19 protein-coding genes are annotated in these 26,855 nt (G+C 65.1%); 6 read left to right on the forward strand and 13 right to left on the reverse strand.

Annotation, left to right across the window (positions count from 1 at the left end; all coding sequences use genetic code 11):
- Positions 1-298 precede the first annotated feature (298 nt).
- Genes ABS45_RS10410 through ABS45_RS10420 form a run of 3 tightly spaced genes read right to left on the reverse strand, consistent with a single transcriptional unit; the run spans position 299 to position 2,973 of the window.
- Positions 299-1,135 (reverse strand): alpha/beta hydrolase, encoded by an 837-nt coding sequence (locus ABS45_RS10410; protein WP_291555468.1) that lies wholly within the window; start codon positions 1,133-1,135, stop codon positions 299-301.
- Entirely contained in the window at positions 1,125-2,201 is a 1,077-nt protein-coding gene (locus ABS45_RS10415; RefSeq protein ID WP_291555469.1) for an aromatic ring-hydroxylating dioxygenase subunit alpha, read from the reverse strand. Before ABS45_RS10415 ends, ABS45_RS10410 begins: the two co-directional genes overlap by 11 nt.
- Positions 2,202-2,229: 28 nt before the next feature.
- Positions 2,230-2,973 (reverse strand): SDR family oxidoreductase, encoded by a 744-nt coding sequence (locus ABS45_RS10420; protein WP_291555470.1) that lies wholly within the window; start codon positions 2,971-2,973, stop codon positions 2,230-2,232.
- Positions 2,974-3,529: 556 nt separating this feature from the next.
- Here ABS45_RS10420 and ABS45_RS10425 point away from each other — a divergent pair.
- Positions 3,530-4,489 carry a PDR/VanB family oxidoreductase gene (locus ABS45_RS10425; RefSeq protein ID WP_291555471.1) on the forward strand — a complete coding sequence of 320 codons (960 nt, stop codon included), beginning with the start codon at positions 3,530-3,532 and terminating at the stop codon, positions 4,487-4,489.
- 28 nt (positions 4,490-4,517) lie between these two features.
- Here the strand turns inward: ABS45_RS10425 and moaC are convergent, their stop codons facing one another.
- The gene (moaC, locus tag ABS45_RS10430; protein ID WP_291555472.1) at positions 4,518-5,003 is read right to left on the reverse strand and encodes a cyclic pyranopterin monophosphate synthase MoaC; all 486 of its coding nucleotides are present in this window, start codon (positions 5,001-5,003) and stop codon (positions 4,518-4,520) included.
- 147 nt (positions 5,004-5,150) lie between these two features.
- Between moaC and ABS45_RS10435 the strand changes: the two genes are divergently transcribed.
- On the forward strand, positions 5,151-6,611 hold the full coding sequence (locus tag ABS45_RS10435; protein ID WP_291555473.1) for a M48 family metalloprotease: 1,461 nt from the start codon (positions 5,151-5,153) through the stop codon (positions 6,609-6,611).
- Here ABS45_RS10435 and ABS45_RS10440 read toward each other — a convergent pair.
- Together ABS45_RS10440 and ABS45_RS10445 are read right to left on the reverse strand one after the other, a co-directional pair.
- On the reverse strand, positions 6,567-6,923 hold the full coding sequence (locus ABS45_RS10440) for a phage holin family protein (RefSeq protein ID WP_291555474.1): 357 nt from the start codon (positions 6,921-6,923) through the stop codon (positions 6,567-6,569). The two genes, ABS45_RS10435 and ABS45_RS10440, sit on opposite strands and share 45 nt — an antisense overlap.
- Positions 6,924-6,927: 4 nt before the next feature.
- Positions 6,928-7,680, reverse strand: coding sequence for a TerC family protein (locus ABS45_RS10445; RefSeq protein ID WP_291555475.1), 753 nt, complete (start codon positions 7,678-7,680; stop codon positions 6,928-6,930).
- 312 nt (positions 7,681-7,992) lie between these two features.
- Here ABS45_RS10445 and ABS45_RS10450 point away from each other — a divergent pair, with 312 nt between their 5' ends.
- Positions 7,993-8,298 (forward strand): DUF2007 domain-containing protein, encoded by a 306-nt coding sequence (locus ABS45_RS10450; RefSeq protein WP_291555476.1) that lies wholly within the window; start codon positions 7,993-7,995, stop codon positions 8,296-8,298.
- Positions 8,299-8,315: 17 nt separating this feature from the next.
- Here the strand turns inward: ABS45_RS10450 and ABS45_RS10455 are convergent, their stop codons facing one another.
- Positions 8,316-8,876, reverse strand: coding sequence for a YaeQ family protein (locus ABS45_RS10455; protein ID WP_291555477.1), 561 nt, complete (start codon positions 8,874-8,876; stop codon positions 8,316-8,318).
- Positions 8,877-8,982: 106 nt separating this feature from the next.
- Positions 8,983-10,362 carry an adenylosuccinate lyase gene (gene purB / locus ABS45_RS10460; RefSeq protein WP_291555478.1) on the reverse strand — a complete coding sequence of 460 codons (1,380 nt, stop codon included), beginning with the start codon at positions 10,360-10,362 and terminating at the stop codon, positions 8,983-8,985.
- Between the two features lie 73 nt (positions 10,363-10,435).
- Here purB and ABS45_RS10465 point away from each other — a divergent pair, with 73 nt between their 5' ends.
- Positions 10,436-11,056 (forward strand): glutathione S-transferase C-terminal domain-containing protein, encoded by a 621-nt coding sequence (locus ABS45_RS10465; RefSeq protein WP_291555479.1) that lies wholly within the window; start codon positions 10,436-10,438, stop codon positions 11,054-11,056.
- Positions 11,057-11,324: 268 nt separating this feature from the next.
- On the opposite strand, the gene ABS45_RS10470 is transcribed toward ABS45_RS10465, so the two are convergent.
- From ABS45_RS10470 to glnE, 5 genes are all read right to left on the reverse strand, one after another.
- Positions 11,325-12,527: a phosphohydrolase gene (locus ABS45_RS10470; protein ID WP_291555480.1), complete on the reverse strand. Its 1,203-nt coding sequence runs from the start codon at positions 12,525-12,527 to the stop codon at positions 11,325-11,327.
- Positions 12,528-12,538: 11 nt separating this feature from the next.
- A complete protein-coding gene (locus ABS45_RS10475; RefSeq protein WP_291555481.1) occupies positions 12,539-15,628 on the reverse strand; it encodes an efflux RND transporter permease subunit in 3,090 nt (1,029 codons plus the stop codon).
- A 3-nt stretch (positions 15,629-15,631) separates the two neighbouring features.
- A complete protein-coding gene (locus ABS45_RS10480; protein ID WP_291555482.1) occupies positions 15,632-16,759 on the reverse strand; it encodes an efflux RND transporter periplasmic adaptor subunit in 1,128 nt (375 codons plus the stop codon).
- 272 nt (positions 16,760-17,031) lie between these two features.
- The gene (locus tag ABS45_RS10485) at positions 17,032-18,975 is read right to left on the reverse strand and encodes an adenylate/guanylate cyclase domain-containing protein (protein ID WP_291555483.1); all 1,944 of its coding nucleotides are present in this window, start codon (positions 18,973-18,975) and stop codon (positions 17,032-17,034) included.
- A 125-nt stretch (positions 18,976-19,100) separates the two neighbouring features.
- Positions 19,101-21,857, reverse strand: a complete 2,757-nt coding sequence (gene glnE / locus ABS45_RS10490; protein ID WP_291555484.1) for a bifunctional [glutamate--ammonia ligase]-adenylyl-L-tyrosine phosphorylase/[glutamate--ammonia-ligase] adenylyltransferase — start codon at positions 21,855-21,857, stop codon at positions 19,101-19,103.
- Positions 21,858-21,943: 86 nt separating this feature from the next.
- Between glnE and ABS45_RS10495 the strand changes: the two genes are divergently transcribed.
- Both ABS45_RS10495 and ABS45_RS10500 read left to right on the forward strand, forming a co-directional pair.
- Complete coding sequence (locus ABS45_RS10495; protein ID WP_291555485.1) at positions 21,944-25,948, forward strand: YhdP family protein; 4,005 nt, start codon at positions 21,944-21,946, stop codon at positions 25,946-25,948.
- Positions 25,945-26,760 carry a carbon-nitrogen hydrolase family protein gene (locus tag ABS45_RS10500; RefSeq protein ID WP_291555486.1) on the forward strand — a complete coding sequence of 272 codons (816 nt, stop codon included), beginning with the start codon at positions 25,945-25,947 and terminating at the stop codon, positions 26,758-26,760. The genes ABS45_RS10495 and ABS45_RS10500 overlap by 4 nt, the downstream gene beginning before the upstream one ends.
- The last annotated feature ends 95 nt before the right edge of the window (positions 26,761-26,855 follow it).

The following is a 26,855-nucleotide window of genomic DNA, read 5'->3' on the forward strand; positions in this document are numbered from 1 at the left end:
TTGTTTTGGTAGATCGGCCCAATCAGCTTCAAATATTATTAACACGAAGGAGTATCTGCATATAAGATGATGCCTCTCATATTTGCACGCTATTGATAATCAATTTAATATGCATTAATATATGCAATGTCTGTTTTTTCTTATAAATCTCGTTCTAATTATCACTCAAACAACGTGAGTCAGGGTAGTGCCATCGGATTAGTTGTCGATTGCGAATATTTATATAATAAGCCCTATCGCCGCGTTGTTTGTGGATTGCGCATGGCGAATGGATTTAATCTATAGAGCATCTCGAAACTCACAGGCGAGTCTGAGATTCGTGGATGAATCGTCTTATTTCATCTGATGTGGATTCCGGTTGCTCGAGAGGTACAAGATGACCACTGTTTTTTATTTTTACGTACTTGGAATGCTGTAGTCTTTCCGACATTCGGCGGCATACGTTTTCGCGTACAAAACTCCGATCACCATTGAGTATGATGGTTGGTTGATTGATCTTACCAAGCTGTGCCCAGACGTCGTCCTTCCTGAAGGGCCAACATTTAAGAAAAAACGGATCATGCCTGCGGTGATATGTGCCATCCATGGCTTGGGCGACCGTCTCTTGCGAAAAAAGTGTCAAATCTTCATGCGGTGCATCAGGATTTGCCTTTCGCTCCCAAGTCTCAACGTCATCAATCGATTGGAATGTATAAGGCCGTGGGTGGACGTCGAATTCACCGATTTCGAATGATGGTTCAACGTCCACGATAACAAGGCCTTTGATCATTTCAAGGCCAGCAGCCAAAGCCCGAACGGCTGCAAGTGCACCCCAGGATGATCCCACAAGGGTGAGGTTGCGCCGTTCGTCAACGCTCAAGGAGTTGCACACAGAAAGCAGATCAGCCACATAGAACTCGGTGTCATATTCGTGTGCAGTACTCCACGCACTTCTGCCGTGTCCTCGGTAGTCAAACGCGATCACACGGTGATCGATATGTAGGTTCCTGGCCACACCATACCAAAGTGCAGTGCATCCAGTTACTCCATGCAATGCAAGGAGTGCTGGTCCTTGCGTGCCCCAGCGACGTACATGTAGCTCTCCAGCTGTTCCTGGAATGAATATCGACGTTCCGTTGCGGCTGTCAGTGATCATTTTCAAATTCTCGCGTCAATTCATGCAGCCAACGACGGTATTCGATGGTTACGGCGTCAGCGTGAGCCAATGGGAGCTCCTGTCTTGCGAGTTCACCTGAGAAATAAATTTGAATTGGTCGCTGTGATTCGATGATTGGCTTGTCCTGCGCCAAGACATGTTTTTCATAATCCATGAAAAATTTGTCATGAATTTCATCCATACCAAAATCTCTTGCTTGAAACCAGAAGGATCGTGCTTGAGTTGCAGATATGGGGGAAACCGACATAAGCAAAACATACCTAGCACCGCGCGGGAAATCCCGCTTCAGATGAACAGTATGCGGCATGGTCACATGGTATGTGTTCACAGCCTCAATCAATTCCATATCTTCGATCCCCATCAACTTCTTTTTTGCTGGGGTACTGGGCTCAGGAATCCCGCTTCGATCAAAACGAAGAACGCCACCTTCTCTCCAAATTTTCACGGCCTCCACTCGTGCATGATCTGGCGTGCCAATAGAGTCCGGGTGTACAAAGGCGAAATGAGCGAAATCAACGAAATTTTCCAGTCTGCGCGGCGTACTTGTGGCCCAGTCATATGCCTCGCCTTGAAGCACTTTGTAATCTGGATCAGAAAATTCTGGAAAATCTGGCACCGGATATTTCGGATTCTCTGCTATGCAAACCCAGATCAACCCAGTCGATTCTTTTGCATGATACTTTTTAAGCGTGCGCTTGATCGATGCCACAAATTCTTCACGGGCTGGAATCTTAACAATTTTGCCACTAACATCATATTCCCAGCCGTGATAATGACATTGAATCGTCTGTGCGTCGGTTATCGTGCCGAGTGATAGCGCGGCACCTTTGTGACAACATCTGTCTTCAAATGCGACGACTTCCGCCCCAATTCTCGAAACGCATATATTCTGGTTGAACAATGTAATCTGCTTTGGCTCATCGCGAAGCTCATTAGCATAGCAAACCGGGTGCCAAAAATTTTTCAACGCTAGATACGTAGGATTTTTCTCTGGATCTTCAGATTGCAGAGAGTAACTCGAATGTGTGGATTCGGATGCGGACATGATTGACCTCCTGAATGATATCTCAATGTCAGTTGAACAGTGCGCCACCGTTTACAAGTAGGCTTTGTCCAGTAATGAAAGAAGAATGCTTGCTAAGCAAGAAAGCAGCGGCTCCGACCATGTCTTCCGGCAATTGCGTGCGCGCAATGCATCGTTCGGATACGGTTCTTTGGTTCGGGCCTTCGCCCTGTTGGTTGATAATATCTTGATCTGGAATCAGATCCGGGCATAAGGTATTCACGGTAATTCCGTATTTTCCCACTTCACGGGCGAGAGATCTGGATAAGCCAACAATCGCCATTTTCGAGGATGTATAGTGCAAGAAATTTGGAATGCCTTTGTACGGAGTGTTTGAGGAAATATTTACTATGCTACCGTTTCCTTGTTTTTTCATTGCAGGAAAGACGGATTTGCAACATTGCCATAATCCTCGTACGTTGATTCGATAACAGAGATCCCACTCCTCTGGTGGAATGTCCATGAAGCTGCCGAAGGTGGCGCCTTTGAAAAATCCTGCGTTGTTGATCAAGCCGTCGATTTTTCCATATTTTTCCAATGCAAGCTCGGCCATGCTATCCGTTGCTTTTTGGTTCGAGATATCGACCATTGCGAATGCAATGTTCGGATTACCTTTGTGGCGAGAGCGCAATTCTGCTTGGTCGCCTATGTCGGCAGCAATAATTTTTGCGCCAAGATCCAGAAACCCGTCGCAATATGCTCTGCCAATATTTCCACCGGATCCTGTGATGATCACAACTCTGTCTTTCAACATCTTTACTCCTGCTTCAAGCTGATATTGCTGTCGTGGCGACCAAGGCCCCGACTCTCGGACGCGCGGCGTCGACTTGCCAAGATGTGCACGCAACGTCCATACAGAAACTGTATACAGGTTATGGGTGGCGGGGTCTTGGGTGAAACACCATTGACATTTATGGTGCTTGGTGATAAGCGATCTGCCGAGTGATTTCGGGTTATGGTTTGGAGGTGATGTTTGCCAGAGGGAATCGATGAGAACGCCTCGGGTTGATTTGCTCTCTACCAAGTGGTTAGCGTCGGTCTTGCGCCCCCGCCTCACCTGTGGGCAACGGTGGATTGCGATCCGGCGCAAGGTGCGCCGCGTGGTCGGTGCGTACTGGAGCCCCTCGTTTGGAGGTAAAGTCATTGCAACAACGGCTTGGCGATGATCGAGTGAGTTGCGGACGCCTCGATGGGCCGCAACGACTCGCTGGATTTTCGCAATTTAGCTGATATGGGAGCACGGGCCCAAGCCTGTCGTTTTCGCAAAAGCAGCTCTACCACAACACTGACTTCCGGAGACTGATGCCACCATGACCACCACCTTGCAAGCCTATGTCCACGCCCTGACCTACGAGGCGCTGGAAACCATCAGCGTCGAGCTGCGCCCCCAGCGCGGCGGTGACTTCCCTGCGTTCACGCCGGGCTCGCACATCGACCTCAACCTGCCCAACGGCCTGGTGCGCAACTACTCGCTGTGCAACAGCAGCGAGGAGCGCCAGCGCTATGTGGTCGCCGTGCTGCTGGACCGCGCCAGTCGCGGCGGTTCGCGCTGCGTGCACGAGAGCCTCAAGGTCGGCATGCCCATCACGATTGCCGCGCCGCGCAACAACTTCGCGCTGGTGGAAGACGCCGCGCACAGCGTGCTGGTAGCGGGCGGCATTGGCATCACGCCGCTGCTGTGCATGGCGCGACGCCTGAAAAGCCTGGGGCGATCGTTCGAGATGCTGTACTTCGCGCGCGAGCGCAAAAGCGCCGCCTTTCTGGCCGAGCTGCAGGCCCTGGGCATGCCACTGCATCTGCACTTTGACAAGGAAGCCGGTGGTCCGCCCGATCTGCGAGCCCTGCTGGCGCGGCGCAGCCCCGACGCCAACACGCACTACTACGCCTGTGGACCCGCACCCATGCTCGACGTGTTCGAGCAAGCTTGCGATGACCTCGGCCACGCCAACCACCACATTGAGCGCTTCGCCGCGGTGGCGGTGGCGGCATCCGACGCCGCGCTGGCGAGTTTCACCGTCGAGGCGCGGCGCAGCGGCAAATCGCTTCAGGTAACGGCGGACAAATCGATTCTGGACACGCTGCTGGACGCAGGCATAGACGTGGACTACAGCTGCTGCGAGGGCGTGTGCGGCACCTGCGAAACCAAGGTGCTGGGTGGCATTCCGGATCACCGCGATTCGGTGCTGAGCACCAAGGAGCGCGCGGCCAATCAGTCGATGATGGTGTGCGTTGGCGGCAGCAGGAGCGAGACGCTGGTGCTGGATATTTGACGCTTTTCGCGCGTGCCGTACGGCTGGGTCAGCGGGGCTGCACGAAGCTGCCGGACTTGCCGCCGTGCTTTTCCAGCAGCTGCACGCCCTCGATCACCATGCCGCGGTCGACCGCCTTGCACATGTCGTAGATGGTCAGCAGCGCCACCTGCACGGCGGTGAGCGCTTCCATCTCCACGCCCGTGGGTCCGACGGTTTCGGCCCGGGCGCTGCATTGCACGGCGCTCTCGCTCTCCAGCAGCTCAAATTCCACCGCCACGCGCGTGAGCGCAATCGGGTGGCACAGCGGGATCAGCTCACTGGTTTTCTTGCTCGCCATGATGCCGGCAATGCGCGCGACACCCAGCACATCGCCCTTTTTCGCACTGCCCGAGGCGATCAACGCGAAAGTGGCGTCCTGCATGCGGATGCGTCCGGTGGCAACGGCGATGCGGTGGGTAGCGCTTTTTGCGCCAACGTCAACCATATGGGCCTGGCCCTGGGCGTCAAAGTGGGTGAGCGGGGAATCGGACATGGCGGGCGGAAACCTTCGGTGGAAGCGGGCATCATACGGCGGTCGCAAGCGACCGGACCCGGTCTGAAACATATGCAGGGAAAATCAGTGGTTGCGCAATGCAGGCGGGCGCTGAAAGCTCTTTTTTTGATAGTTTTTATTGGCGTCATGCCTGCGCTCTCGGCGGCCCAGGGGCTGCCGGCGATGGGCGATGGCGGCGAGATGTCGCTGGCGAGCGAGCGTCAGCTCGGCGAGCGCATCGTCGCCGAGATCTACCGCGACCCCAGCTATATGCAGGACCCGGCCATCCAGGAGTATGCGCAGGGCATTCTCGATCGGCTGATCCAGGCGTCGCTGGCGCGCGGAGAAATGACGCCGGAGATGCATGAGCGCTTCGCCTGGAAGATCCTCCTGATCCGCGACCGCACGGTCAATGCCTTTGCACTGCCTGGCGGCTTCTTCGGCCTGCAGCTCGGCCTGCTGGCGGTGGTGGATACGCCAGACCAGCTGGCGTCCGTACTGGCGCACGAGCTCAGCCACGTCACGCAGCGCCACATTCCGCGCCTGATCGCGCAGGACAAGCGCATGACGCCGTTGATGATAGGTGCGCTGCTGCTGGGCGCCATCGTCGCCGGGCACAGCCCCGATGCCGGCCAGGCGCTGATGGTGGGCGGGCAGGCGCTGGCGGCGCAAAACCAGCTCAACTTCTCGCGTGACATGGAGCGCGAGGCCGACCGCGTCGGCTTTTCGCTGATGCAGCCCGCCGGCTTTGCGCCGCAGGGCTTTGTCGCGATGTTCGACAAGCTGCAGGCGGCCAACCGCCTGAACGACAACGGCAGCTGGCCCTGGCTGCGCAGCCACCCGCTGACCACCCAGCGCATCGCTGACATGCACAGCCGCCTGCCCAAGGATGAGCCGCCCGCACCCGCGGCGCCGCTGGTGCACGCCATGATGGTGGCGCGCGCGCGCGTGCTGGCGCAGCCGGGCATAGACCTCTGGCGCCAATGGCTGCAGGACGCCCAGGACGCGGGCATCGCCAGCCGCCCCCTGGCCGAACGCGTACGGGTGCGCACCCAGGGCGTGCTGGCCGCGCAGCAGCTCAAGGACCTGAAGCTGGCGCGCGCGCTTTTTGAGCCTTTGCAGGTCGATGTGCGCCAGGATGCGGCCGCGGCACGCCAGGCGCGCCTGATGGATGCGGAGCTGGCGCTGGCCGAAGGTGATGCGGCGGCGGCGCTCAAGGCGCTCGGGCCGACGACCGACAAGGAGGCGCGCCCCGAGCTGCTGCTGCGCACGCAGGCACTGCTGGCTGCGGGCGCTGCGGCTTCCGTGGCAGGGCCGCTGCAGACCCGGGTGACGCTGCATCCGGATGATGGCGCCGCATGGCAGGCGCTAGCGCAGGTCTGGCACCAGCAGGGACAGATGCTGCGATCCATCCGCGCCGAGGCCGAGGTGCAGGTGGCGCACTACGACTACGCCGCCGCGGTAGACCGCTTGCGCGCCGGGCAGGACCTGGCGCGCAAGGGCGGCGGTGTGCAGGACTACATCGAAGCCTCGATCATCGACACCCGGCTGCGCGCCGTGAAATCACTGCTTGACGAACAGACGCGCGAGCGCCGACTCGATCAATAGGCCGAGCAGCGAGTAGATCAGCGAGCCGATCAGCGCCGCGCCGAAGCCCGCCACCTGAAAGCCGTCGCCCAGCAGTCCGGAAGCCGCCCAGAACATCAGCGCGTTGATGACGAACAGGAACAGCCCGATGGTGACTATGGTCACGGGCAGCGTCAGAATCACGAGGATGGGCCGCAGCACGGCGTTGAGCAGCCCGATCACGAAGGCCGCGCCCAGCGCGGCGCCGAAGCTGTGCACCTGCACGCCGCTGTAGAGATAGGCCACGCACAGCAGCGCCACCGCGTGCAGGGCCCACTTGAAGAGAATGCGCATCGCTTCAGCCTTCCTTTTTGCTTCTGGCCACCAGCCACTTGCCCGTCGCTAGCACCAGCAGCGCGCCGGCCAGATGGGAGCCGTAGTAGAGCGCGCCATGCACCTCGGCCAGGCCATCGGCGTTGAGCGTGCCCAGCTTGGGCGCCCAGAGCCATTGCTCGGGGTGGGTGAAGACCGGGTCGGTCACGAACATGCCGCCGGCGATCCAGCCCAGCAGCATGCCACCGAGCACGATGATGATGGGAAAGCGCTCCATCAGCTTCATCACCAGTTGCGAGCCACCGACGATGATGGGCACCGAGATCAGCAGGCCGAGGATGACCAGCACCAGCTCATGCGATTGCCCGGCGTTCTTGGCCGCAGCGGCGATCGCGATCACGTTGTCCAGGCTCATCACCACATCGGCGACGACGATGGTCTTGATGGCGGTGAGCAGCTTGTCGCTGCTGTGGATGTTCTCGTGCCCGTCTTCGTGCGGCACGATCAGCTTGACGCCAATCCAGATCAGCAGCACCGCGCCCACCAGCTTGACGAAGGGCAGGGTGAGCAGCGTCATTGCAAAAATGATGAGCACCACACGCAGCCCTATGGCCGCCGCCGTGCCCCAGAAGATGCCCTTGGCGCGCTGCGCGGGCGGCAGCTTGTGGCAGGCCAGCGCAATCACGACGGCATTGTCGCCGCCGAGCAGGATGTCGATGATGATGAGCTGACCGAGCGCAACCCAAAAGGGCGTGTGCAGGAAGAATTCCAGATCCATGTGTACTGTCCTCAAAACCGCTGGAAAGCGGGTCGGTGGTTGTGGATCTTCCGCACCAGCCCGGGAGCTTGCTGCACCACTTGCAGACAGACGCCTTGGACCGCACACGGAAAATCCGGGGCCCAAGGGTCTTGCTCGGCATGGCGCCCGCCACACCTGACAGGCCGGAAGCGCAGCTGCGCTTCGTGATGACGACCGTGCCATCCGCCAGCGCGGCCAGGGCCGCGTCGGCGGGGAGCTACTCCCCCTTGAATGGGCGAAATTAAACCACAAGCCGCCTATGATGGCCGCGTCAGTCGCCCGTCTTGCCCCATGCAGCGCCTCATCCAAGCTCCCAATATCGCTATCGCCACCGTCTGGTGCGATCTGCTGTGCGAGGCGGGCATGCCGGCGACGGTGCAGCGCCAGTACTTGAGCTCGGCGGCCGGACAACTGCCGCCGAGCGAATGCCTGCCCGAAATCTGGCTGGAGCATGGCGAGCACCTGGACCGCGCGCGTACGCTGCTCGATGCGCTGCAGCGCCTGCCCCAACGCCGCTGGGCCTGCCCTTCGTGCGGCGAGATCGTCGAGGGCGGGTTTGAGCAGTGCTGGAACTGCGGCGCTCTCATGCCGCGCTGAGGCGATAGCGCGGCGTGCTACTTCCAGCGCAGCGGCTCCAGCATCGCGCTGCCTTGGCTGCTGCTGAGCGTCAGCAGGCCTTCCTGCAGCGTAGCCTGCAGCTGCATGTTGCGCTCGGCCAGGGCTGCCAGTGCCTTGGCTGCGTCGGCGGGCAGGCGCCAGACCTGCAGTTTTTCGAGCCGTGCGAGCCTGGCTTCGATGCCGCGCCACCAGACATCGGCGGCTGAGTGAAAGGTGTAGACGAGTACCGCGTCGGCGCGTGAGCAGGCCTTGGTGAGCGGCTTTTCCTCAGGTTGGCCAACCTCGATCCACAGGCGTTTGCGGCCGGTGAAATCGGTCAGGGACACGTCCGGATCGTCCGGATCGGACAGGCCGGCGCCAAACGCCAGCGTTCCATCGCCCTGACACACGTCCTGCAAGGCGTGCGCGTTGAGCGCCAACGCGGCCAGGCGCACCATCATGCGTTCGTCGGTCTCGCTCGGATGGCGCGCCAGCGTGAGTGCGTGGTCGGCGTAGTAGCTGTGGTCGATGTCGGCGATCGAGAGAGTCGCCTTGAAGATGGTGGATTTGAGGGCCATGGGGGGGAGGTTGAGCGTTGCGGGTTGAGCGTTCAGCGTGAGAAAAGGCGGTGCGATGGCGGGCGTTTGCGCTCAACGCCGAACGCTCAACGCCAAACCTGCCTCTTCACGCCCGGCGCGCCAGCTCCGCCGCCTTGCCGGTGTAGCTCGCCGGGGTCATGGCCAAGAGCCGGTCCTTGTCGGCCTGGGGAATCGCAAGGCTCTGGACCAGCTGGTGCAGCGCTTCGGCGCCTACCGTCTTGCCGCGCGTGACTTCCTTGAGTTTTTCATACGCCCCGGCGACGCCGTGGCGGCGCATCACCGTCTGGATCGGCTCGGCCAGCACTTCCCAGGCGTGGTCCAGGTCTTGCGCCAGGCGCTCTTCGTTGAGCTCCAGCTTGGCAAGACCCGTGGCGAGCGAGGCATAGGCCAGCACCGCGTAACCCAGCGCCACGCCGATGTTGCGCAGCACGGTGGAGTCCGTCAGATCGCGCTGCCAGCGGCTGATGGGCAGCTTTTCGGCCAGGTGGCGCAAGAGCGCGTTGGCGAGACCCAGGTTGCCCTCGGCGTTCTCGAAGTCGATCGGGTTGACCTTGTGCGGCATGGTGGAGGAGCCGATCTCGCCCGCCTTCAGGCGCTGCTTGAAGTAGCCCAGGCTCACATAGCCCCAGACGTCGCGCGAAAAATCGATCAGGATGGTGTTGACGCGCGCCACCGCGTCAAAGAGTTCGGCCATCCAGTCGTGCGGTTCGATCTGGATCGAGTAGGGCTGGAAGGTGAGGCCCAGCCCTTGTGGTTCGGGTGATTCCACGACCTTGCGGGCAAACGCCTCCCAGTCGAAGTCGGGCCAAGCGGCGAGGTGGGCGTTGTAGTTGCCCACGGCGCCGTTCATCTTGGCGAGGATCTTCACCTCGGCAATCCGGGCCATGCCGTGCTCCAGGCGCACCAGCACGTTGGCGATTTCCTTGCCCACAGTGGTCGGGCTGGCGGTCTGACCGTGCGTGCGGCTGAGCATGGGCACGGCGGCGTATTGGTGCGCCATGGTGCGCAGCGTGGCGGCGATGCCTTGCAGGGCGGGCAGCAGCACCGTGTCGCGCGCAGCCTTGGTCTGCAGTGCATGGCTGGTGTTGTTGATGTCTTCGCTGGTGCAGGCGAAGTGCACGAACTCGGCCGCCTGCTCCAGCGCGGCGTGGCCCTGGATGCGGTCCTTGATCCAGTATTCGACGGCCTTCACGTCGTGGTTGGTCGTTTTCTCGAAGGCTTTGATGGCGGCGCAATCTTTCTCATCAAAATCAGCTGCAAGGCTTTGCAGGTATACGCGATCAGCTTCTGAAAGCGGAGTGAACTCGGCAAAACCGGCGTCCGACAGCGCGATGAACCAGGCCACTTCCACCTGCACGCGCCGGTGCATGTAGCCCATCTCGCTCATCAAGGGGCGAAGCTGGGCGAGTTTGGCGGCGTAGCGCCCGTCCAGGGGAGAAAGAGCGGTCAGGGGCGAGAGTTCCATGGGCCGCGATTGTAGGAGGCAGGGCTGCATAAAATGCCTCTCTTCCCATTGCCGTGCCCTTGGCCGACGTCCCATGAAGCTCATCGGAACCCTGACCAGCCCCTATGTGCGCAAGGTGCGCGTGGTGCTGGCCGAGAAGAAGCTCGACTACCGCCTGGAGCTCGACCAGGTCTGGTCTGACGAGGCGACGATCGGCCGCTCCAATCCGCTGGGCAAGGTGCCCTGCCTGGTGCTGGACGGGGGCGACGCGATGTTCGATTCGCGCGTGATCGTCGAGTACCTGGATACGCTCTCGCCGGTGCAGCGGCTGATTCCCGCGTCGGGGCGCGAGCGTGCCGAGGTCAAGACCTGGGAGGCGCTGGCCGATGGCGTGCTGGATGCCGGCGTGCTGGCGTGGCTGGAGCGCAACTGGGCCGGGCGCAGCGATGGCGAGCGCAGCCAGGCGTGGATCGATCGCCAGCTCGGCAAGGTGCGTGCCGGCCTGCGCGGAATCGACCAAGGCCTGGGCGACAAGCCTTTTTGTACCGGTGTGTATCTGAGCCTGGCCGATGTGGCCGTGGGCTGCGCGCTGGGCTGGCTGACCTTCCGCCTGCCCGAACTCGACTGGCGCAGCGAGCACCCCAATTTGGCTCGCCTGTACGATAAATTGATGCTGCGAGCCAGCTTCATCGACACCCAGCCACGGCTGCAGTAACCCATGCAACGCGCAAGGCGCGCATTCCCGCTGGGGAGTGCGCGCCTTGCGCTCAATAAAAACAGCTGCGAAGCGCCCTGAAACGAAAGAAGAGAGGGAGGGAGGAGAGGCCGCCTCAGGCTTTCAACCGGACATCCGGAAGGCTTCGCAACTGGAAATGGTGTGATGTTTCTGCTTGGGTGAATCGATGTGTCGACCGTGCCGAGACACCGTATGGACTGCACGCGTCAACCAAAAGTTCCGCGGGCGATTGTGGCACTTCAACCTGTCAAGGCAATTTCGCAAGTCGCTGAAGCGACACTTGCAGGCGCACCTCGTGCAAGGCCAGCGGGGCTGCCACCTTGTGCTCGCCCAGACGCGTGTCGCGCGGGATGGGCTCGCCCGTGGGCATGCCGCTGCGCCCGATGAGCACGGCCACGCGCGGCGTCGTTGCCGTGGAGCCACGGCGCAGCACGATGGCGATCTCCCGGCTCGCCAGTCGTACCAGGCTGCCGGGCGGGTACATGCCGAGGGTGCGCACGAGGGCTGCGCCAGCTTCGTCCACCTGGCCCTGGTCGTCGTAATAGCTGGCCTTGACGGCCGCGGTGACGCTCATGGCCGGGCGCGTCGCCCGCGGTGCCAGGCGCGCCGCATACACATCGGCGCGCTGCAGCAGCCGCGCCATCTGGCGTGCGGGTTCCTGCGCGGCCAGCGGCCCGCTGGCGTGCTGGTGGTGCATGGCGACGGCCTGCAACCACGCTGCGTCGGTGACGCCGAGATGGCGCAACAGGGCTTCGGACTGCCGGGCATGATCGTGGATGGCATCGATCTGCGTCGCGTCAGGTGCGCCAGGCTGGCGTGCCAGCTCATCCTGCAGCGCCGCCATCGCCAGGTTCATGGTCAGCGCGGCGCAGCCCAGGGTGTGCACCTCTTCCTCGGGCCAGTGCAGGGTTTCATGCGCGGTCAACATGCACATGCTGGCCACCAGCAGGGCGTGCAGCGCGCTGTAGCGCTGCGCTCCCTGGCCGCTGAGCCAGACCAGGGCCAGCAAGGTGGCGTCGGGTGTGCGCGTGGCGTGGCGCTGCAGGGTGCTTGCCAGCGCCCGCAGCTGGCCATGGAAATCGGCCGCTTGCGGGTGGCGCAGCAACTGCGAGGTGAAGTGCTCGAGCTCGTGCCAGTCGGGTGGCCCGTCGGCCAGAGCGTCCGCCCGCACCGGCGCGTCGATGTCGATTTTCATCGTCGCGATCTGCCCCAGTGGCTGGTCGTCGCGCAGCATCTGGCCGAGCTGCGCGACGTAGCTGCGGTGGCTGTCGGCCGACTCCGTGGTGTCCATGCACAGCTGCACGCCACGGGCGATCAGGGTCTCGACTTCCGTGCGGTTGCGGATGACGTAGCCGCGCGGTGCCAGCAGCCCGCCTTCGGCCGAGCGCAGCGTAAAGGGCAGCGGCTTGCCCAAAGGCAGCGAATCGAGATTGACCGGAATCAGGTTCATGGCGGCGTCGTTCAGCCCGGATTATCGGCAGCCCGCGCCGCAGCCTGAGGCTGGCTATGCACCAGGCGGCGAATCCAGTGCTCGAAATCATCCACATAGGTGAACACGGCTGGAATCACCAGCAGGCTGAGCACGGTCGACGTGAGCAGCCCGCCGATCACCGCCATCGCCATCGGCGAGCGAAAGCTCATATCCGCGCCGCCCAGGCCCAGCGCCACCGGTGCCATGCCCGCGCCCATGGCCAGCGTGGTCATGATGATGGGGCGCGCGCGCTTGTGGCAGGCGTCCAGCAGCGCCTGCTCGCGGCTCATGCCCAGTTCACGCTGGGCAGTGATCGCGTATTCCACCAGCAGGATGGAGTTTTTGGTGGCGATGCCCATCAGCATCACCAGCCCGATCAGCGAGGGCATGGAAAAACTCTGGTGCGCCAGCAGCAGCGCGACGAAGGCACCGCCCAGGGACAGCGGCAGCGCCACCAGGATGGTGAAGGGTTGCAGCAAGTCCTTGAACAGCGTCACCAGCACGATGTAGATGCACACCACGCCGGTGAGCATGGCGATGCCGAAGCTGCCGAAGAGCTCGGTCATCATCTCCGCGTCGCCCACGTCCACCAGGTGCACGCTGGCGGGCATCTGCTCGATCGCGGGCAGCTGGCGCACCGCCTGCGTCACCTCGCCCAGGCCGCGGCTGCCCAGTTCGATCTCGAAGCGCACGTTGCGCGCACGGTCGTAGCGGCGGATCACCGCCGGCCCGCCCGAGAGCGTGAGCGTGGCCACTTCGCCCAGGCGCACCGGGCCCTTCTGGCCCGGCACGGTCAGGCGTTCGAGCACGCTCAGGTCTTCGCGTGCGGCGTCGTTCAAACGCACCACGATGGGGACCTGGCGCTGCGCCACGTTGAGTTTGGCCAGGTTCTGCTCATAGTCGCCGACGGTGGCCACGCGGAGGGTTTCGGCAATCGCGGCGCTGGTCACGCCCAGATCGGCGGCGCGGGCAAAGTCGGGCTGCACGTAAATCTCTGGGCGCACCAGGCTGGCGGTGGAGGTGACGCCGCCGATGCCGGGGATGGTGCGTATGCCGCGCTCGACCTCGCTGGCGGTGCGCTCCAGCGCAGCCGCGTCGTCGCTGGAGAGCGTCAGCATGTATTTGTCGTTGGAGCCGCCCAGGCCCACGCGCACGCGAGCGCCGGGCAAATCCTGCATCGCGGCGCGCAGGCGCTCTTCCATGATTTGCTTGGTGGGGCGCTCGCCGCGCGGCGTCATGCGCAGCGTGAGCGTGGCCTTGCGCGGGTCGGTCGCACCGGCGCCGGTGGCGGGGTCGGCGCCCGCGCTGCCCCCACCTATGGTGCTGTAGATGGTTTCGATGTGGCCCACCGCTTTCGCGCGGCGCGTGGCCTCCAGCACCAGCGCTTCGGTTTCATCGAGCAGCGTGCCCGGGGGCAGTTCCAGATTGATTTGCGTTTGCGCGTTGTTGTCGGCCGGAATGAAGCCCGAGGGCAGCAGCGGAATGAGCGCCAGCGAGCCTATGAAGAACGCCAGCGCCAGCACCAGCGTGGTCAGGCGATGGTGCGTGGACCAGGTCACCGCGCGCATGTAGGCCTTGAGCCAGCGCGGCTCGTGGTGGTCTTCCTTGATGGGCTTGAGCAGGTAGGCGCACATCATCGGCGTGAGCAGGCGCGCCACCACCAGCGAGGCGAACACCGCCAGCGCCGCCGTCCAGCCGAACTGCTTGAAAAAACGCCCCGGGATGCCGCTCATGAAGGCGGTGGGCAAAAACACCGCGATCAGCGCAAAGGTGGTGGCGACGACGGCCAGCCCGATCTCGTCGGCCGCTTCCATCGCCGCCTTGTACGGGCTTTTGCCCATGCCTTGATGGCGCACGATGTTCTCGACCTCGACGATGGCGTCGTCCACCAGAATGCCGACGACGAGCGAGAGCGCCAGCAGCGTCAGGATGTTGATTGAAAAGCCGAGGTAGTGCATGCCCACGAAGGCCGGAATCATCGACAGCGGCAGCGCTACCGCCGAGATCATGGTTGCGCGAAACGAGCGCAGAAACAGCCAGACCACCACCACCGCCAGCAGCGCGCCTTCGTAGAGCAGGCGCATCGAGCTGTCGTATTCGTCTTGCGCGATATCGACGAAGTCCACCGTCTTGGTCAGCTCAAGGTGCGGGTAGTCGGCTTCCAGCTTTGCCAATACCAGCTGCACGCCCGCGCCCACCTCGACTTCGCTCGCGCCCTTGCTGCGCGAGATCTCGAAGCCGATCACCTTCCTGTCGCCCAGCAGCGCCGCGGCGCGCGGCTCGGCGACGGTGTCGCTCACGCTGGCGAGCTGGTCAAGGCGCACCGTGCGCCCGCCCGCCAGCGCGATCTGGATGCGTGCGATTTCCTCGGCCGTCTTCACGGTGGCCAGCGTGCGCACCGGCTGCTCGTTGCTGCCCAGATCGGTGCGTCCGCCGGCGCTCTCCAGTTGCACCTGGCGCAACTGGCGCGAGACCTCGGCCGCGGTTGCGCCCAGCGCTTGCAGCTTGAGCGGATCGAGCAGCACGCGCACCTCGCGCGTGACGCCGCCCACGCGCGAGACCGCGCCCACGCCCGGCACCGCCAGCAGGCGCCGCTGCAGCGTGTCGTCGACAAACCAGGACAGCGCCTCGTCGTCCCAGCGGCTGGACGCGATGGCGTAGGCGAGGATGGGCTGGCTGTTGAGATCGAACTTGGCAATCACCGGGTCGCGCACGTCGGCGGGCAGATCGGCGCGCACGCGGGCCACCGCCGTGCGCACATCGTCCACCGCCTCTTGCCCCGGTTTTTCCAGCACGTATTCGGCGGCGATGGTCACCATGCCGTCGGTCAGCGTGCTGGTGATGTGCTTGAGCCCCTGCGTGGTGGCGATGGCGTTTTCCAGCCGCTGTGCGACGTTGCTCTCCAGCTGCTCGGGCGCCGCACCGGGCAGCGCGGCGGTGACGATCACCACCGGCAAGTCCATGTCGGGGAAGTTTTGCACCTTCATCGAGCTGAAGGACATCAACCCGGCGAGCGTGAGCAGCACGAACAGCATCGCCGCCGGAACGGGATTGCGGATGGCCCAGGCAGAAACGTTCATGATTTACTTTGTTTTTGTAGCTGCTTGCGCTTTACTGACGGGCGCTTTAGCCTGTTTTTGATCTGAATTTTCGACCACGCGAACCAGGTCGCCGTCGTTCAGGAAGGTGCCCCCGCGTTCGACGATGCGCGCGCCCTCGGCCAGGCCATCGGTGATCTCGATACGCTGGCCGGTGCGCTGACCGGTGCGCACGCGGCGCAGCACCACGTGGTCGCTGCCCTGCAGTTCAAACACGCTGGGAAAGCCGTCGCGCACCACCACGGCCGACATCGGTACCGACAGCGCGGATTTCTCGCCCAGCAGGAATTCGCCGCTGGCGTACTGGCCCGCGCGCAGATCGGGGCGGGCGGGCAGATCGACATAGACCAGCGCGTTGCGCGTGTTCACGTCTACCGTCGGCGCGAGCATGCGCAGCTGGCCCTTGACCTGCGCGCCACCCGCCGTGGTGATGACGGCCTGGGTGCCCGTACGCAGACGCGCGAGATCGGCGGCGTTCACCTCCGCGCGCCACTCCAGCCGCCCCTGGCGCACCATGCGAAAGAGCTCGGCGCCAACGTTGACCACCGCACCCACGGTGGCCAGCCGCGCGGAAATGACTCCGGCATCGCTGGCGCGCACCTCAGTGTGCTTCAGGCGCAGCAACTGCGTGCCCAGTTGCGCCTGCGCTGCTGCCACGCTGGCCGTGGCGCTGATTTCCGCGCTGGTGTATTGCCCGATTTGCTGGCTGCTCATCGCGCCGCTGTCGGCCAATGCGCGTGCGCGCTCGGCATTGGCGCGGGCCTCGGTCACTGCCGCCTGTGCCTGTTGCAGCGCGGCGCGCGCCTGCGCCACGTCGCCTTCAACGAGGTCGCTCGCCAGACGCGCCAGCACTTGCCCCTTGCGCACCACGTCGCCCACGTTCACCAGCACCTCGGCCACGCGCAGCCCGCCGATTTCGGCGCCGACGACGGCCTCTTGCCAAGCCGTGATATTGCCGTTGGCAGCCAGGTGTTCTGTCAGGTGTGTGCGCTGTGCCGTGGTGGTGGTGATGGTCAGTGCGGGCTGCGCCTTGGGCGGCGCTGTCTCGGCATGGACGGCGCCGATACTTATCGCAGCGAGCAGGGCGATGGTGGGCAGGGCGAGTCGCGGCATGGGTGGGCAAAAAATGCAAAGCCGCGAGTGTCGCATGCGTGCGCCTCATGCCGGACCCGTTTTGCGTTGACCAGCGGCGATAGTGAGTCCGCCTGCCGCTCGCGCCGATCGTGCGCTCTACGCAGCCAAGGCGGATGGGCGCCACTGCTGCCGCATGGCGGGCGATGTGTCGCAGGCACCTCCCGACGAGACTTTGAAAGCGCTCTGAGCCGGGCAGTGGGGGCAGTGCGCCCAAGCCACGAACGGGCAGTGAAGGCCGGGTCGTGCAGGGCTCACAATTTATCCAGCGCGACAGCGCCCGGCCAGCCTCCTCCCGCGGCATGCGTGAGGCGCTCTTGCAGCCTGAGGGCGGCGAGGTCCCCCGGCAGGCGCAGCAGCAGCGTGTCCAGCGATGCCTGGGCCTGCTGCGCGTCGTGGGCCTGCAGCGCATCCAGCGCCGCCTGGGAGAGCTGGCGCACCTGTGCATCGTCGCACGGGGTGTAGACGCGCACCGGCGCCGTCTTGCCCTTGACGATGACGTCATCGAGCGGGCGCAGCAGCAGATCTGCCGGTAGCCGGGCGGCGGTGTCGCCCGAAATCAGGATGCCGGTGCCAAACGCCTTGTTTGCGCCTTCCAGTCTGGCCGCCAGGTTCACGGCATCGCCGATCGCAGTGTAGGAAAACCGCTGCTGCGATCCCACATTGCCCACCACCACGCGTCCGCTGTGGATGCCGATGCGCATCTGGATCGCCGGCAGACCGCGTTTTTGCAGATCGGCGACCAGCGCTGTCATGGCCTGCTGCATCGCGATGGCGGTGCGCACCGCGTGTTCGGCATGCCGATCATCGGGCAGCGGCGCGCCCCAGAAGGCCATGACGGCATCGCCGATGAACTTGTCCACCGTGCCGCCGCTGGCGTGGATCAGCGGCGTCATGGCGTTGAAATAGCCGGTCAGCACGTCCACGGTTTGTTCGGCGCTGAGCCGCTCGGCGATGGAGGTGAAACCGGCCAGGTCGGTGAACATCAGCGTCACCTCGCGCGCCTCGCCGCCCAGGCGCAGCAGCGCCGGTTGTTCCACCAGGCGGTTGACGACCTCGGGCGGTACGTACTGTGCAAACATGGCACGCGTCTGGCGGGCGCGCTGGCGCACCGCCGCCCATGCAACGAGCGCGCTGGCGCCATAGACCGCGGCCATGCTGGCGATCGGCCACAGGGGTGCCAGCCACAGCCGCTGGTGCACGAACAGCCACCAGGACAGCAACGCCAGTGCCAGCGCCAGCGCAACCGCCAGCGCGGCGGCGCTGGCGGGGTGCCAGCGTGCGCCCGCCCACAGCAGCAGCGCGCTCGCCAGCAGCACGATGAGCACGCTTGTCGACTCAGGTGCGATACGCAGGCCGTCGCCTTGCAGCAGGTTGTCCAGCAGCGTGGCGTGCAGTTCCACGCCTGGCATCAGGCGCTCGCCACCCGTCAAGCCAGAAGGGGCATTGAACAGATCCGCCTGCACATGCTGCAGTTCGGCTGCCGCGAGTGCCGAGCGACCGATCAGTACCGTCTTGCCCTTGAAGAATCCTGGCGGCAGCATGCCGGGCTCTATCGCCTGGTAGTAGGAGCGCGTGTCAAAGCTGCCGCGTCCGCCGCGATAGGCGATCAGGTCCGCGGGGGGCGTGCTGCTGCCCAGTGCCCGCGCCAGCGTGGCAGAAAAACTCTGTGCGGATACCGGAGGGCGGCGCACGACGAAGTCATCGTCCGGCTGCACGCCGGCATCGCCCGCCAGGCCGCCGGCGGCCAGCAGCTCGGGCAGTGGCTGCACCGCGACCCACTGCGTGGCGTTGGCATTGCCCAGTTGCTCCAGCGCCGAGGCCAGCACGATGGGCACGCCGGCTTGCGTGGCGCGGGCGATCGCGTCGGCCAGTGCCGCATCCTGCGCCGGGTCGGTGGCCGGGTCGGCAAACACCATGTCCAGCCCGATGGCGCGCGCGCCGTCAGCGACCAGCCGGTTCACCAGCCGTGCATGCAGGCTGCGAGGGAAGGGCCAGGCACCCAGTTGCTGGAAGCTGGGTTCGTCAATGGCCAGGATGGTGATGCGCTGGCCGCCGTGGCCTGGCGCCGCCAGCGCGCTCCAGAGGTCCCAGGTCTTGAACTCCAGCGCATGCCAGGGGCGCGTGAATGTCAAGGCAAAAACCAGCGCCAGCGCAAGCAGGGCGGCGGCAATGGCCTTAAAAACGATAGCTTTCATCGCAGGTAGAGCGAGCCTTGCATCGCACCGGTTCAAGTCATGCGCCGTGCGCAGTCAGGAGCGAGCGGGGGCGCGCCGCCATCTTCGCATCCGGGGCTCGCCAGACGTCCCCAGACAAACCCGCATCACGCGGGTGCCGTGGCGGGTGCTGCGGGTGTCGCCGGGAACACCGCCTGCCACAGGGCCAGTACGGCACCGCGCTCGGCGGCGACCTGCCCGGGCGCGATGCGCGTGGGTTCTTCGTTCAGGCGCGCCTGGTGCTGCACCTGGCGCAGCCGGCGGTAGGCGTCGGCGGCTGCGTGGCCCACGCCCGCGGGTAGCAGTCCGGCGACCTCGGCGCGCTCGAGCAGGCCGATGTTGCCCTTGTTCTCACGTAGCCCGGGGTGGGTGGCCGCGTGCGCGAGCACCAGGTATTGCACGGCAAATTCCACGTCCACCATGCCGCCCGCGTCGTGCTTGACGTCAAACAGTTGCGGGCTGCTGCGGTGCGCGGCGCGCAGGCGCTCGCGCATGGCGAGGATTTCCCGCGCCAGCGCAGCCTGTTCGCGCGGAGCGGTGATCACGGCCTCGCGCACGGCGTCAAAGCGTTGGCGCAAGGCCTCGGAGCCCAGAACGCAGCGCGCGCGCGTCATGGCCTGGTGTTCCCAGGTCCAGGCGGTATTGCTGCCGCGCTGCTGCTGGTAGGCGGCGTAGGCATCGAAGGTGGTGACCAGCAGCCCCGAATTGCCGTTGGGGCGCAGCTGCGTGTCGATCTCGAACAGATCGCCCTCGCCCGTCTTCGCCGTGAGCCAGGAGGTGAGCTTGCGCACGAAAGCGGCATAGGCCTCTGGCCCGCGCTCGTCCGTGTCGTCGTAAGCGAAGACGATGTCCAGATCGCTGCCGTAGCCCAGCTCTTTTCCGCCCAGCTTGCCGTAGCCGATGATGGCCAGTTGCGGCACATCGCGGTGGCGGTTCCTGAGCCGCTCCCAGCACCATTGCACCGTGACGGCGAGCAGGCTGTCGGCCAGTAGCGAGAGATCGTCCGCCACCTGCTCCACGGTGATGCGCCCGTCCACGTCGCGCGCCAGCGTGCGAAACACCTCCGCATGGTGGGCGCGGCGCAGCAGATTCAGCAGCGCCTCGTCGTCGTCCTCGCCGGTGGAGTGCAGGCTGGCGCGGCGCGCCTGCAATTCGCGCTCGAAGGCGGCGCGGTCAAAGCGCTCGTGAAACAGGGCTTCGCTCGCCAGTTCGTCAATCACGCCCGGGTGCTGCTGCAGGTAGCGCGCGGGCCAGCGCGCCGCGCCCAGCAGCGCGACCAGGCGGCGCAGGACCAGGGGGCGCTCGACCAGCAGCGCCAGATAGCTTTCGCGGCGCAGCAGCAGCTCCAGCCAGTCCAGCAGGCGCAGCGCGCCCTGCTCGGAGACGCTGCCCTGCTGCAGCCACTCGCCCGTTTGCTGCAGGATGCGCAGCAGCCGCGCCGTGGCCTGTTCGCGCAGTTGCGCCACACGTGGTTGTTCGCGCCACTGGCGCATGCGTTCTGCCACGGCGGCGGGCTGCGCGGCGATGACGCTGTCCCAGTCGGATGCTTCGTCCGGTCCGCGGCCACAGCCGGGGCCGGTGCATTTCTTCTTCTCCGGGCCGCCCAGCAGTGCGTCGAACTCCTGCGCCACGCGCTCTCGGTGGGCGTCGAGCTCGCGCAGAAATTCGCAGCAGCCCAGGCCCATGGTGCGGGCGATCCAGGCCAGATCTTCATCGTTGGTCGGCAGCACGTGCGACTGCTGATCGTCCAGGTACTGGATGCGGTGCTCCACCTGCCGCAGAAACACATAGGCGCGCGCCAGGGCGTCCGCTGTCTCGCGCTGCATCAGCTGCGCGCGTGCCAGGCGCTCCAGGGCCTCCAGCGTCGGGCGGCAGCGCAGCTCGGGAAACTGCCCGCCGCGCACCACTTGCACCAGTTGCACGGTGAACTCGATTTCGCGGATGCCGCCGCGCGAGAGCTTGACGTCGTTGGCGCGCTCGGGGTGGCCGGCGCAGCGGCGCTGCGCGTCCTGCCGGACCTGGCGGTGCAGCACGCGCAAGGCATCGAAGACCGCATAGTCCAGATAGCGTCGAAAGACGAAGGGCAGCACCACCTGGCGCAGTTGCTGCACGCCGGGGCTGCCGCGTGCCGCCGCTGGTGCGACCACGCGGCTCTTGAGCCAGGCAAAGCGCTCCCATTCGCGCCCCTGCTGGCGCAGGTAATCCTGCAGCGTGGCCAGCGACACTGCCAGCGGCCCGGAGTTGCCATGCGGGCGCAGCGCCAGGTCGACGCGAAAGACAAAACCGTCTTCGGTCTGTTCGCCGATCAGGCTGCTCACGCGGCGCACGGCGCGCACGAAATATTCATGGTTGGAAACCTTCCCGCGCCCGTCGGCCTGGCCGCCGGTTTCGCCATCGGCTTCATAGACGCAGATCAGGTCGATGTCGCTGGAGACATTGAGCTCGCGCGCGCCGAGCTTGCCCATGCCGATGATCCATAGCGCTACCGCGGCGCCGGTCTGGGCGCAAAGCGGCCGGCCATGCAAGGCATCGAGTTCGGCGCAGGCCTGCAGACAGGCGCGGTCCAGGGCAAATTCGGCCAGCAGCGTCAGCGTGCCGCACACATCGCCCAGCGCGGCGCCATGCTCGCAATCGAGCACCATCAGGCGCTCGATGACCAGCTGGCGCAGGATGCGCAGCGCCGCTGCCGTGTCCCTGCCCTGCGCCAGCAGCTGGTCGCAGGTGGCGGCCATGGCGGCGCGGTCGGGCAGGCCGGGAGCGAGCAGCGGCCACTCGGCGCCGTAGCGCCGGTGCAGGCGCTGGTAGAGGCGGGAATGGGCGGCAGAATCACCCGCGGTGGTCGTGGGCTCGGGGACGGATGGCATGGTGGATGAAGGTTCGCTCCCGGCAGAGCGGGTGTGAAACCCGGCGGGGCCGCGGGTCATAATTCCGGTTGCTGCAATCGATGTTCATGTCCGAGGCGTCTACACATTTCCCCCGCTGGTTGCGCTGGTTGGCGGGTGCCGCGCGATGGGCCTTGGGGGCGTTGCTGGCGTTCTGGCTGCTCCTGGTGCTGGCCTGGGCAGGATTGCATTGGTGGATTGTGCCGCGTATCGATGACTGGCGCCCGCTGCTGGAGCAGCAAGCCCGACGCGCGCTTGGGGTTGATCTGCGCATCGCGCGCCTGTCCGCGCGCAGTACGGGCGTGCTGCCGACGCTGGAGCTGTCGGGCGTGCAGGTGCTGGACGCAGCGGGCCAGGCGGCGCTGCAATTGCAGCGCGTGGTGCTGGCCTTGTCGCCGCGCTCGCTGTTGCGTCTGGGGGCGCGGCAGATCTACATCGAGGCGCCGGTGCTGCAGGTGCGCCGCGATATCGGCGGGCAATGGTGGATCGCGGGGCTGTCCATGGCGGGCGCGGGCGGTGACGCTTCGGTCATCGATTGGCTTCTGTCGCAGCGCGAGGTGGTGATCCAGGGTGGCGCGGTGCAATGGCTGGATGAGCTGCGCGGGCTGCCTCCGGTCGGTCTGAGCGCGGTTGACCTGGTGCTGCGCGGGGGCGCCTGGGACCATGCGATCCGACTCGATGCCACGCCGCCGCCGGGCTGGGGCGCGCGGTTTTCGCTGCGCGCGCGCCTGCATGAACCCTTGCTCAGTCCCTTCAACAATGCCTGGACGCGCTGGAGCGGCGAGGCCTACGCCGAATGGCCCGAAGTGGACATGGCGCGGCTGGCGCCTTACCTTGACCTGCAGGGCGTGCGCGTGGACAGCGGCCGCGGGGCGCTGCGCACCTGGCTGGATTTGCAGCGCGGGCAGCTGCAGCGGGTCGTCAGCGATGTTGCGCTGGCGCAGGTGCGCTGGCAATGGCCGCAGGCGCAGCAGCCGCTGGCGCTGGCGGAGGTCCGCGCGCGCCTGAGCTTTGAGCCGCTCACCGCGGGTTTTGCGGCCAGGGCGCGGCAGTTGCAATTTCGTACCGATGATGGCCTGAGCTGGCACAGCGATGCGCTGGCGCTGCAAATGCAGGGCGAGGGCGGCGCGCAGCACAGCCGGCTGCAGGCGGATCGGCTCGATCTGGCATTGCTGGCGCGCATTGCCAGTCGCGTGCCGCTGGCGCCTGCCATGCGGGAGGCACTGGCCACCTATGCGCCGGAGGGCCGGGTGGAGCAGTTGCAGGCCGACTGGCAGGGCCCGCTGGATGCGATCGCGGCCTACAGCGCCAAAGGTCGGGTAGCGGCCCTTTCGCTGGCCGGTGGCGAAGAAAAAGTCTGCGCACCGACCGCTTTCGGGTTGCGCAATGCATCCGGCAGTTTCGAGCTGACTCAGGCAGGCGGCAGCGCAGCGCTCTCCATCCAGGACGGTGCGCTGTTGTTGCCGGGTGTTTTTGAAGACCCCTGCCTGCCGCTGCAGACGCTTGCCGCCAATGTGCGCTGGCAGATCAATGGAGATGGCGTCAGCGTCGAGAGCAGCGATCTGCGCTTTGCCAATGCCGACGCACAGGGCCAGGCGCGGCTGCGCTGGCGCACGGGCGGCTCTCCCGAGCACCCCCTGCCCGGCGTGCTCGATCTCTCTGGCAGCCTCACGCGCGCCAATGGCACGCGTGTGCACCGCTACCTGCCGCTGGCCGTGGGCACGCAGGCGCGCCATTACGTGCGCGATGCGATCACCGCGGGCGTCAGCGACGAGGTGAAATTCCGCGTGCGCGGCGACCTGAAAAATCTGCCGTTCGACAACGATCCACAGGGCGAGTTTCATATTGCCGCGCGCGTCAAGAACACCACCTATGCCTATGCGCCGCGCTCGGTGCTCAAACCCGGCGATCGGCCCTGGCCGGCGCTCACCGGCTTGTCTGGATCACTCATTTTTGACCGTGCCAGCATGCGGGTGGAAGGCGCCGCCGGGCAGGTGGCGGGCAGTCCGCGGCTGGCGGTCAGCCAGGTCAGCGCCCGCATTCCCGACCTGGCCACGCCGGTGGTGCAGGTCACCGGCGACGTGGCCGGGCCGCTGGGCGACATGCTGGCGTTCGTGCGCGGTTCGCAGGTCTCGCAGCTCACGCAGGGCGCGCTCGACGATATGCAGGCGCAGGGTGCTGCGTCGCTGCGACTGCAACTGCATCTGCCCATCGCCGGACTGGAGCAAAGCCGGGTGCAGGGCAGCGTGCAGCTTGCGGGCAACGAGGTGCGCGTGGCCCCTGCAGCGCCGCGGCTCACGCAGGCGCATGGCCAGGTGCAGTTCACCGAGCGTGGCTTTGAATTGCAGCAGGTGCGTGCCCAAGCCTTGGGCGGGGAGGTACGGCTCTCCGGCGGCTTGAAGGCGCCGGCGCAGGGGGGCGACGCGGTGCTGCAGGTGCAGGCCAGCGGTGTGGCCACGGACGAGGGCCTGCGCGCGGCGACCGCCGAGGTGCCTGGCTTGCGTCCGCTGGCGGCTCGCGTGCACGGCCAGACGCCGTATGCGCTGACGCTGGGCGTGCGCCAGGGCGTGCCCGAGGTCCTCGTCACCACCGACCTGCAAGGCATGGCGCTTGAACTGCCGGCGCCCCTGGGCAAACCGCAGGATCAGGTGCTGCCGGTGCGCTTTCAGAGCCAGCTGGCGGCGGCGGCCCACGGCAGCGACCCGCCGCTGGAGCGCTTGACGCTCAAGGCGGGAGAGCAGTTCTCGTTCAACTACCTGCAGTCGCTGGGCCACGGCGGGCCGCAGGTGCTCTCCGGCCGCGTGCTGCTGGGTCCGGGAGAGGCGGCGCAGGTGAGTGAACGCAGCGGTGTGCAGGCCAGCGTCAATCTCGATGCGCTGGACCTTGATGCCTGGAGCGCCCTGACGCCCGCGCCGGCGCCGGGCCAGACGGCCAGGCGCTCGCCCTGGAAGCCCGACCGTGTGGACTTGCGCGTGGCATCGCTGACCTTCATGCGGCGCACGCTGCACGACGTGGTCGCCCATGCCTTTGCCGAGGGCAGTGGCTGGCGTGCGAGCATCGCCGCCAGGGAGATGGAAGGCAGCATCGCCTACCGCGCTGCGGATGCCGCCTTGCCTCAGGGGCAGGTGCAGGCGCGCCTGTCGCGGCTGTCGCTGCCCAAGGCGCAGGAGGCGCAGGTCGACAGCTTGCTGGACGACGGCCCGGGCGAGCTGCCCGCACTGGATGTCCAGGTGCAGGATTTCGAGCTGCGCGGCAAACACCTCGGGCAGCTCACGCTGCAGGCCGCCAACCGCACCAGCAGCGACGGCCTGCGTGAATGGCGTCTCACGCATCTGGATCTGGCGATGCCGGAGGCGAGCTTCAGCTCCAGCGGCAACTGGGCGCTGTTGGGACGCGCCGGCCAGGATGCGCAACGGCGCACGGCGCTCAAGTTCGAGCTCAAGGTGCGCGATTCGGGCGCACTGCTGGAGCGCTTGGGCATGCCTGGCGTGCTGCGCCGGGGTAGCGGCCAGCTGTCCGGGCAAGTCGGCTGGCTGGGCTCGCCGATGTCGCCGGACTATCCCAGCATGACCGGGCAGATGCGGCTGGACATGGCCTCCGGGCAGTTTCTCAAGGCCGACCCCGGGCTGTCCAAATTGCTGGGTGTGTTGAGCCTGCAGGCGCTGCCGCGGCGCCTCACGCTTGATTTCCGTGATGTCTTCAGCACCGGTTTTGCGTTCGATTACGTGCGCGGCGACGTGAAGATCAGTAACGGCATCGCCAGCACCAGCAATCTGCAGATGAAGGGCGTGAATGCGGCGGTGCTCATGGAAGGTCAGGCGGATATCGCCCGCGAAACCCAGGATCTGCGTGTGGTGGTGGTGCCGGAGCTCAACACGCTTTCGGCATCGCTGGTGGCCGCGGCGATCAATCCGCTGGTGGGACTGGGCAGCTTTCTGGCGCAGTTCGTGCTGGGTGACACACTGGTGAAGGCGGCCACGCGCGAGTTCCGTATCGACGGTACCTGGAGCGATCCACAGGTGCGGCAGGTGCCTGCGGGCGAACTGGGTGCCAGTGAGGAGAAGAAGCCATGAAAGTTGCGGCCATCCAGATGGTCTCGGGCGCGCAGCTGCAAGCCAATCTGGCGCAGGCGGCCACCTTGATCGCGCAGGCAGCGCACGCCGGAGCCGAGCTTGCCGTGCTGCCCGAATATTTCTGCCTCATGGGCCACGGCGACCGCGACAAGCTGGCGCTGGCCGAGCGGCCTGGTGATGGCGTGGTGCAGCGGTTTCTCTCAGGCCAGGCGCGCACGCATGGCTTGTGGTTGGTGGGGGGCACCTTGCCGCTGGCCACCAGCGATGCAGCGCGTGTGCACAACAGCACGCTGGTGTTCGATCCGCAGGGCGACTGCGTGGCGCGCTACGACAAGATCCATCTGTTCGGTTTTGACACCGGCGCAGAGCATTTTGACGAGGCCCGCACCATTCTGGCCGGCAGCCGGCCGGTGCGTTTCGTGCTGCAGACGCGCGCTGGCGTTGACTGGCGCGTGGGACTCTCGGTCTGCTATGACCTGCGCTTTCCCGAGCTCTACCGCGCGCACGCGCACTCAGGCTGCGATCTGCTGCTCTTGCCCAGCGCCTTCACTGCTACGACGGGCCGTGCACACTGGGAGGTGCTGCTGCGCGCCCGCGCCATCGAAAACCAGGCCTATGTGCTGGCGGCGGCCCAGGGCGGCCAGCACGAAAACGGGCGGCGTACCTGGGGCCGGAGCATGGTGGTTGGTCCCTGGGGGGATGTATTGGTGCAGCAGGCGCAGGGCAGCGCCGTGGTGCTGGCAGACGTGCGCCAGACCCACCTGCGGGAAGTGCGCCGGCAGCTGCCCGCGCTCAGGCACCGCGTGCTCTAGGACCTGTTAACACAAACTGCGAAGGCCATCGACCACCAGCACGAAGCAGAGAAAGCCGAGGAACATTGCGTCGAGTTTCTCGAATCGAGAGAAGA

Origin of the sequence: Comamonas sp. SCN 65-56, from assembly GCF_001724135.1 — a bacterium.
Taxonomy (GTDB): domain Bacteria; phylum Pseudomonadota; class Gammaproteobacteria; order Burkholderiales; family Burkholderiaceae_C; genus Comamonas_C.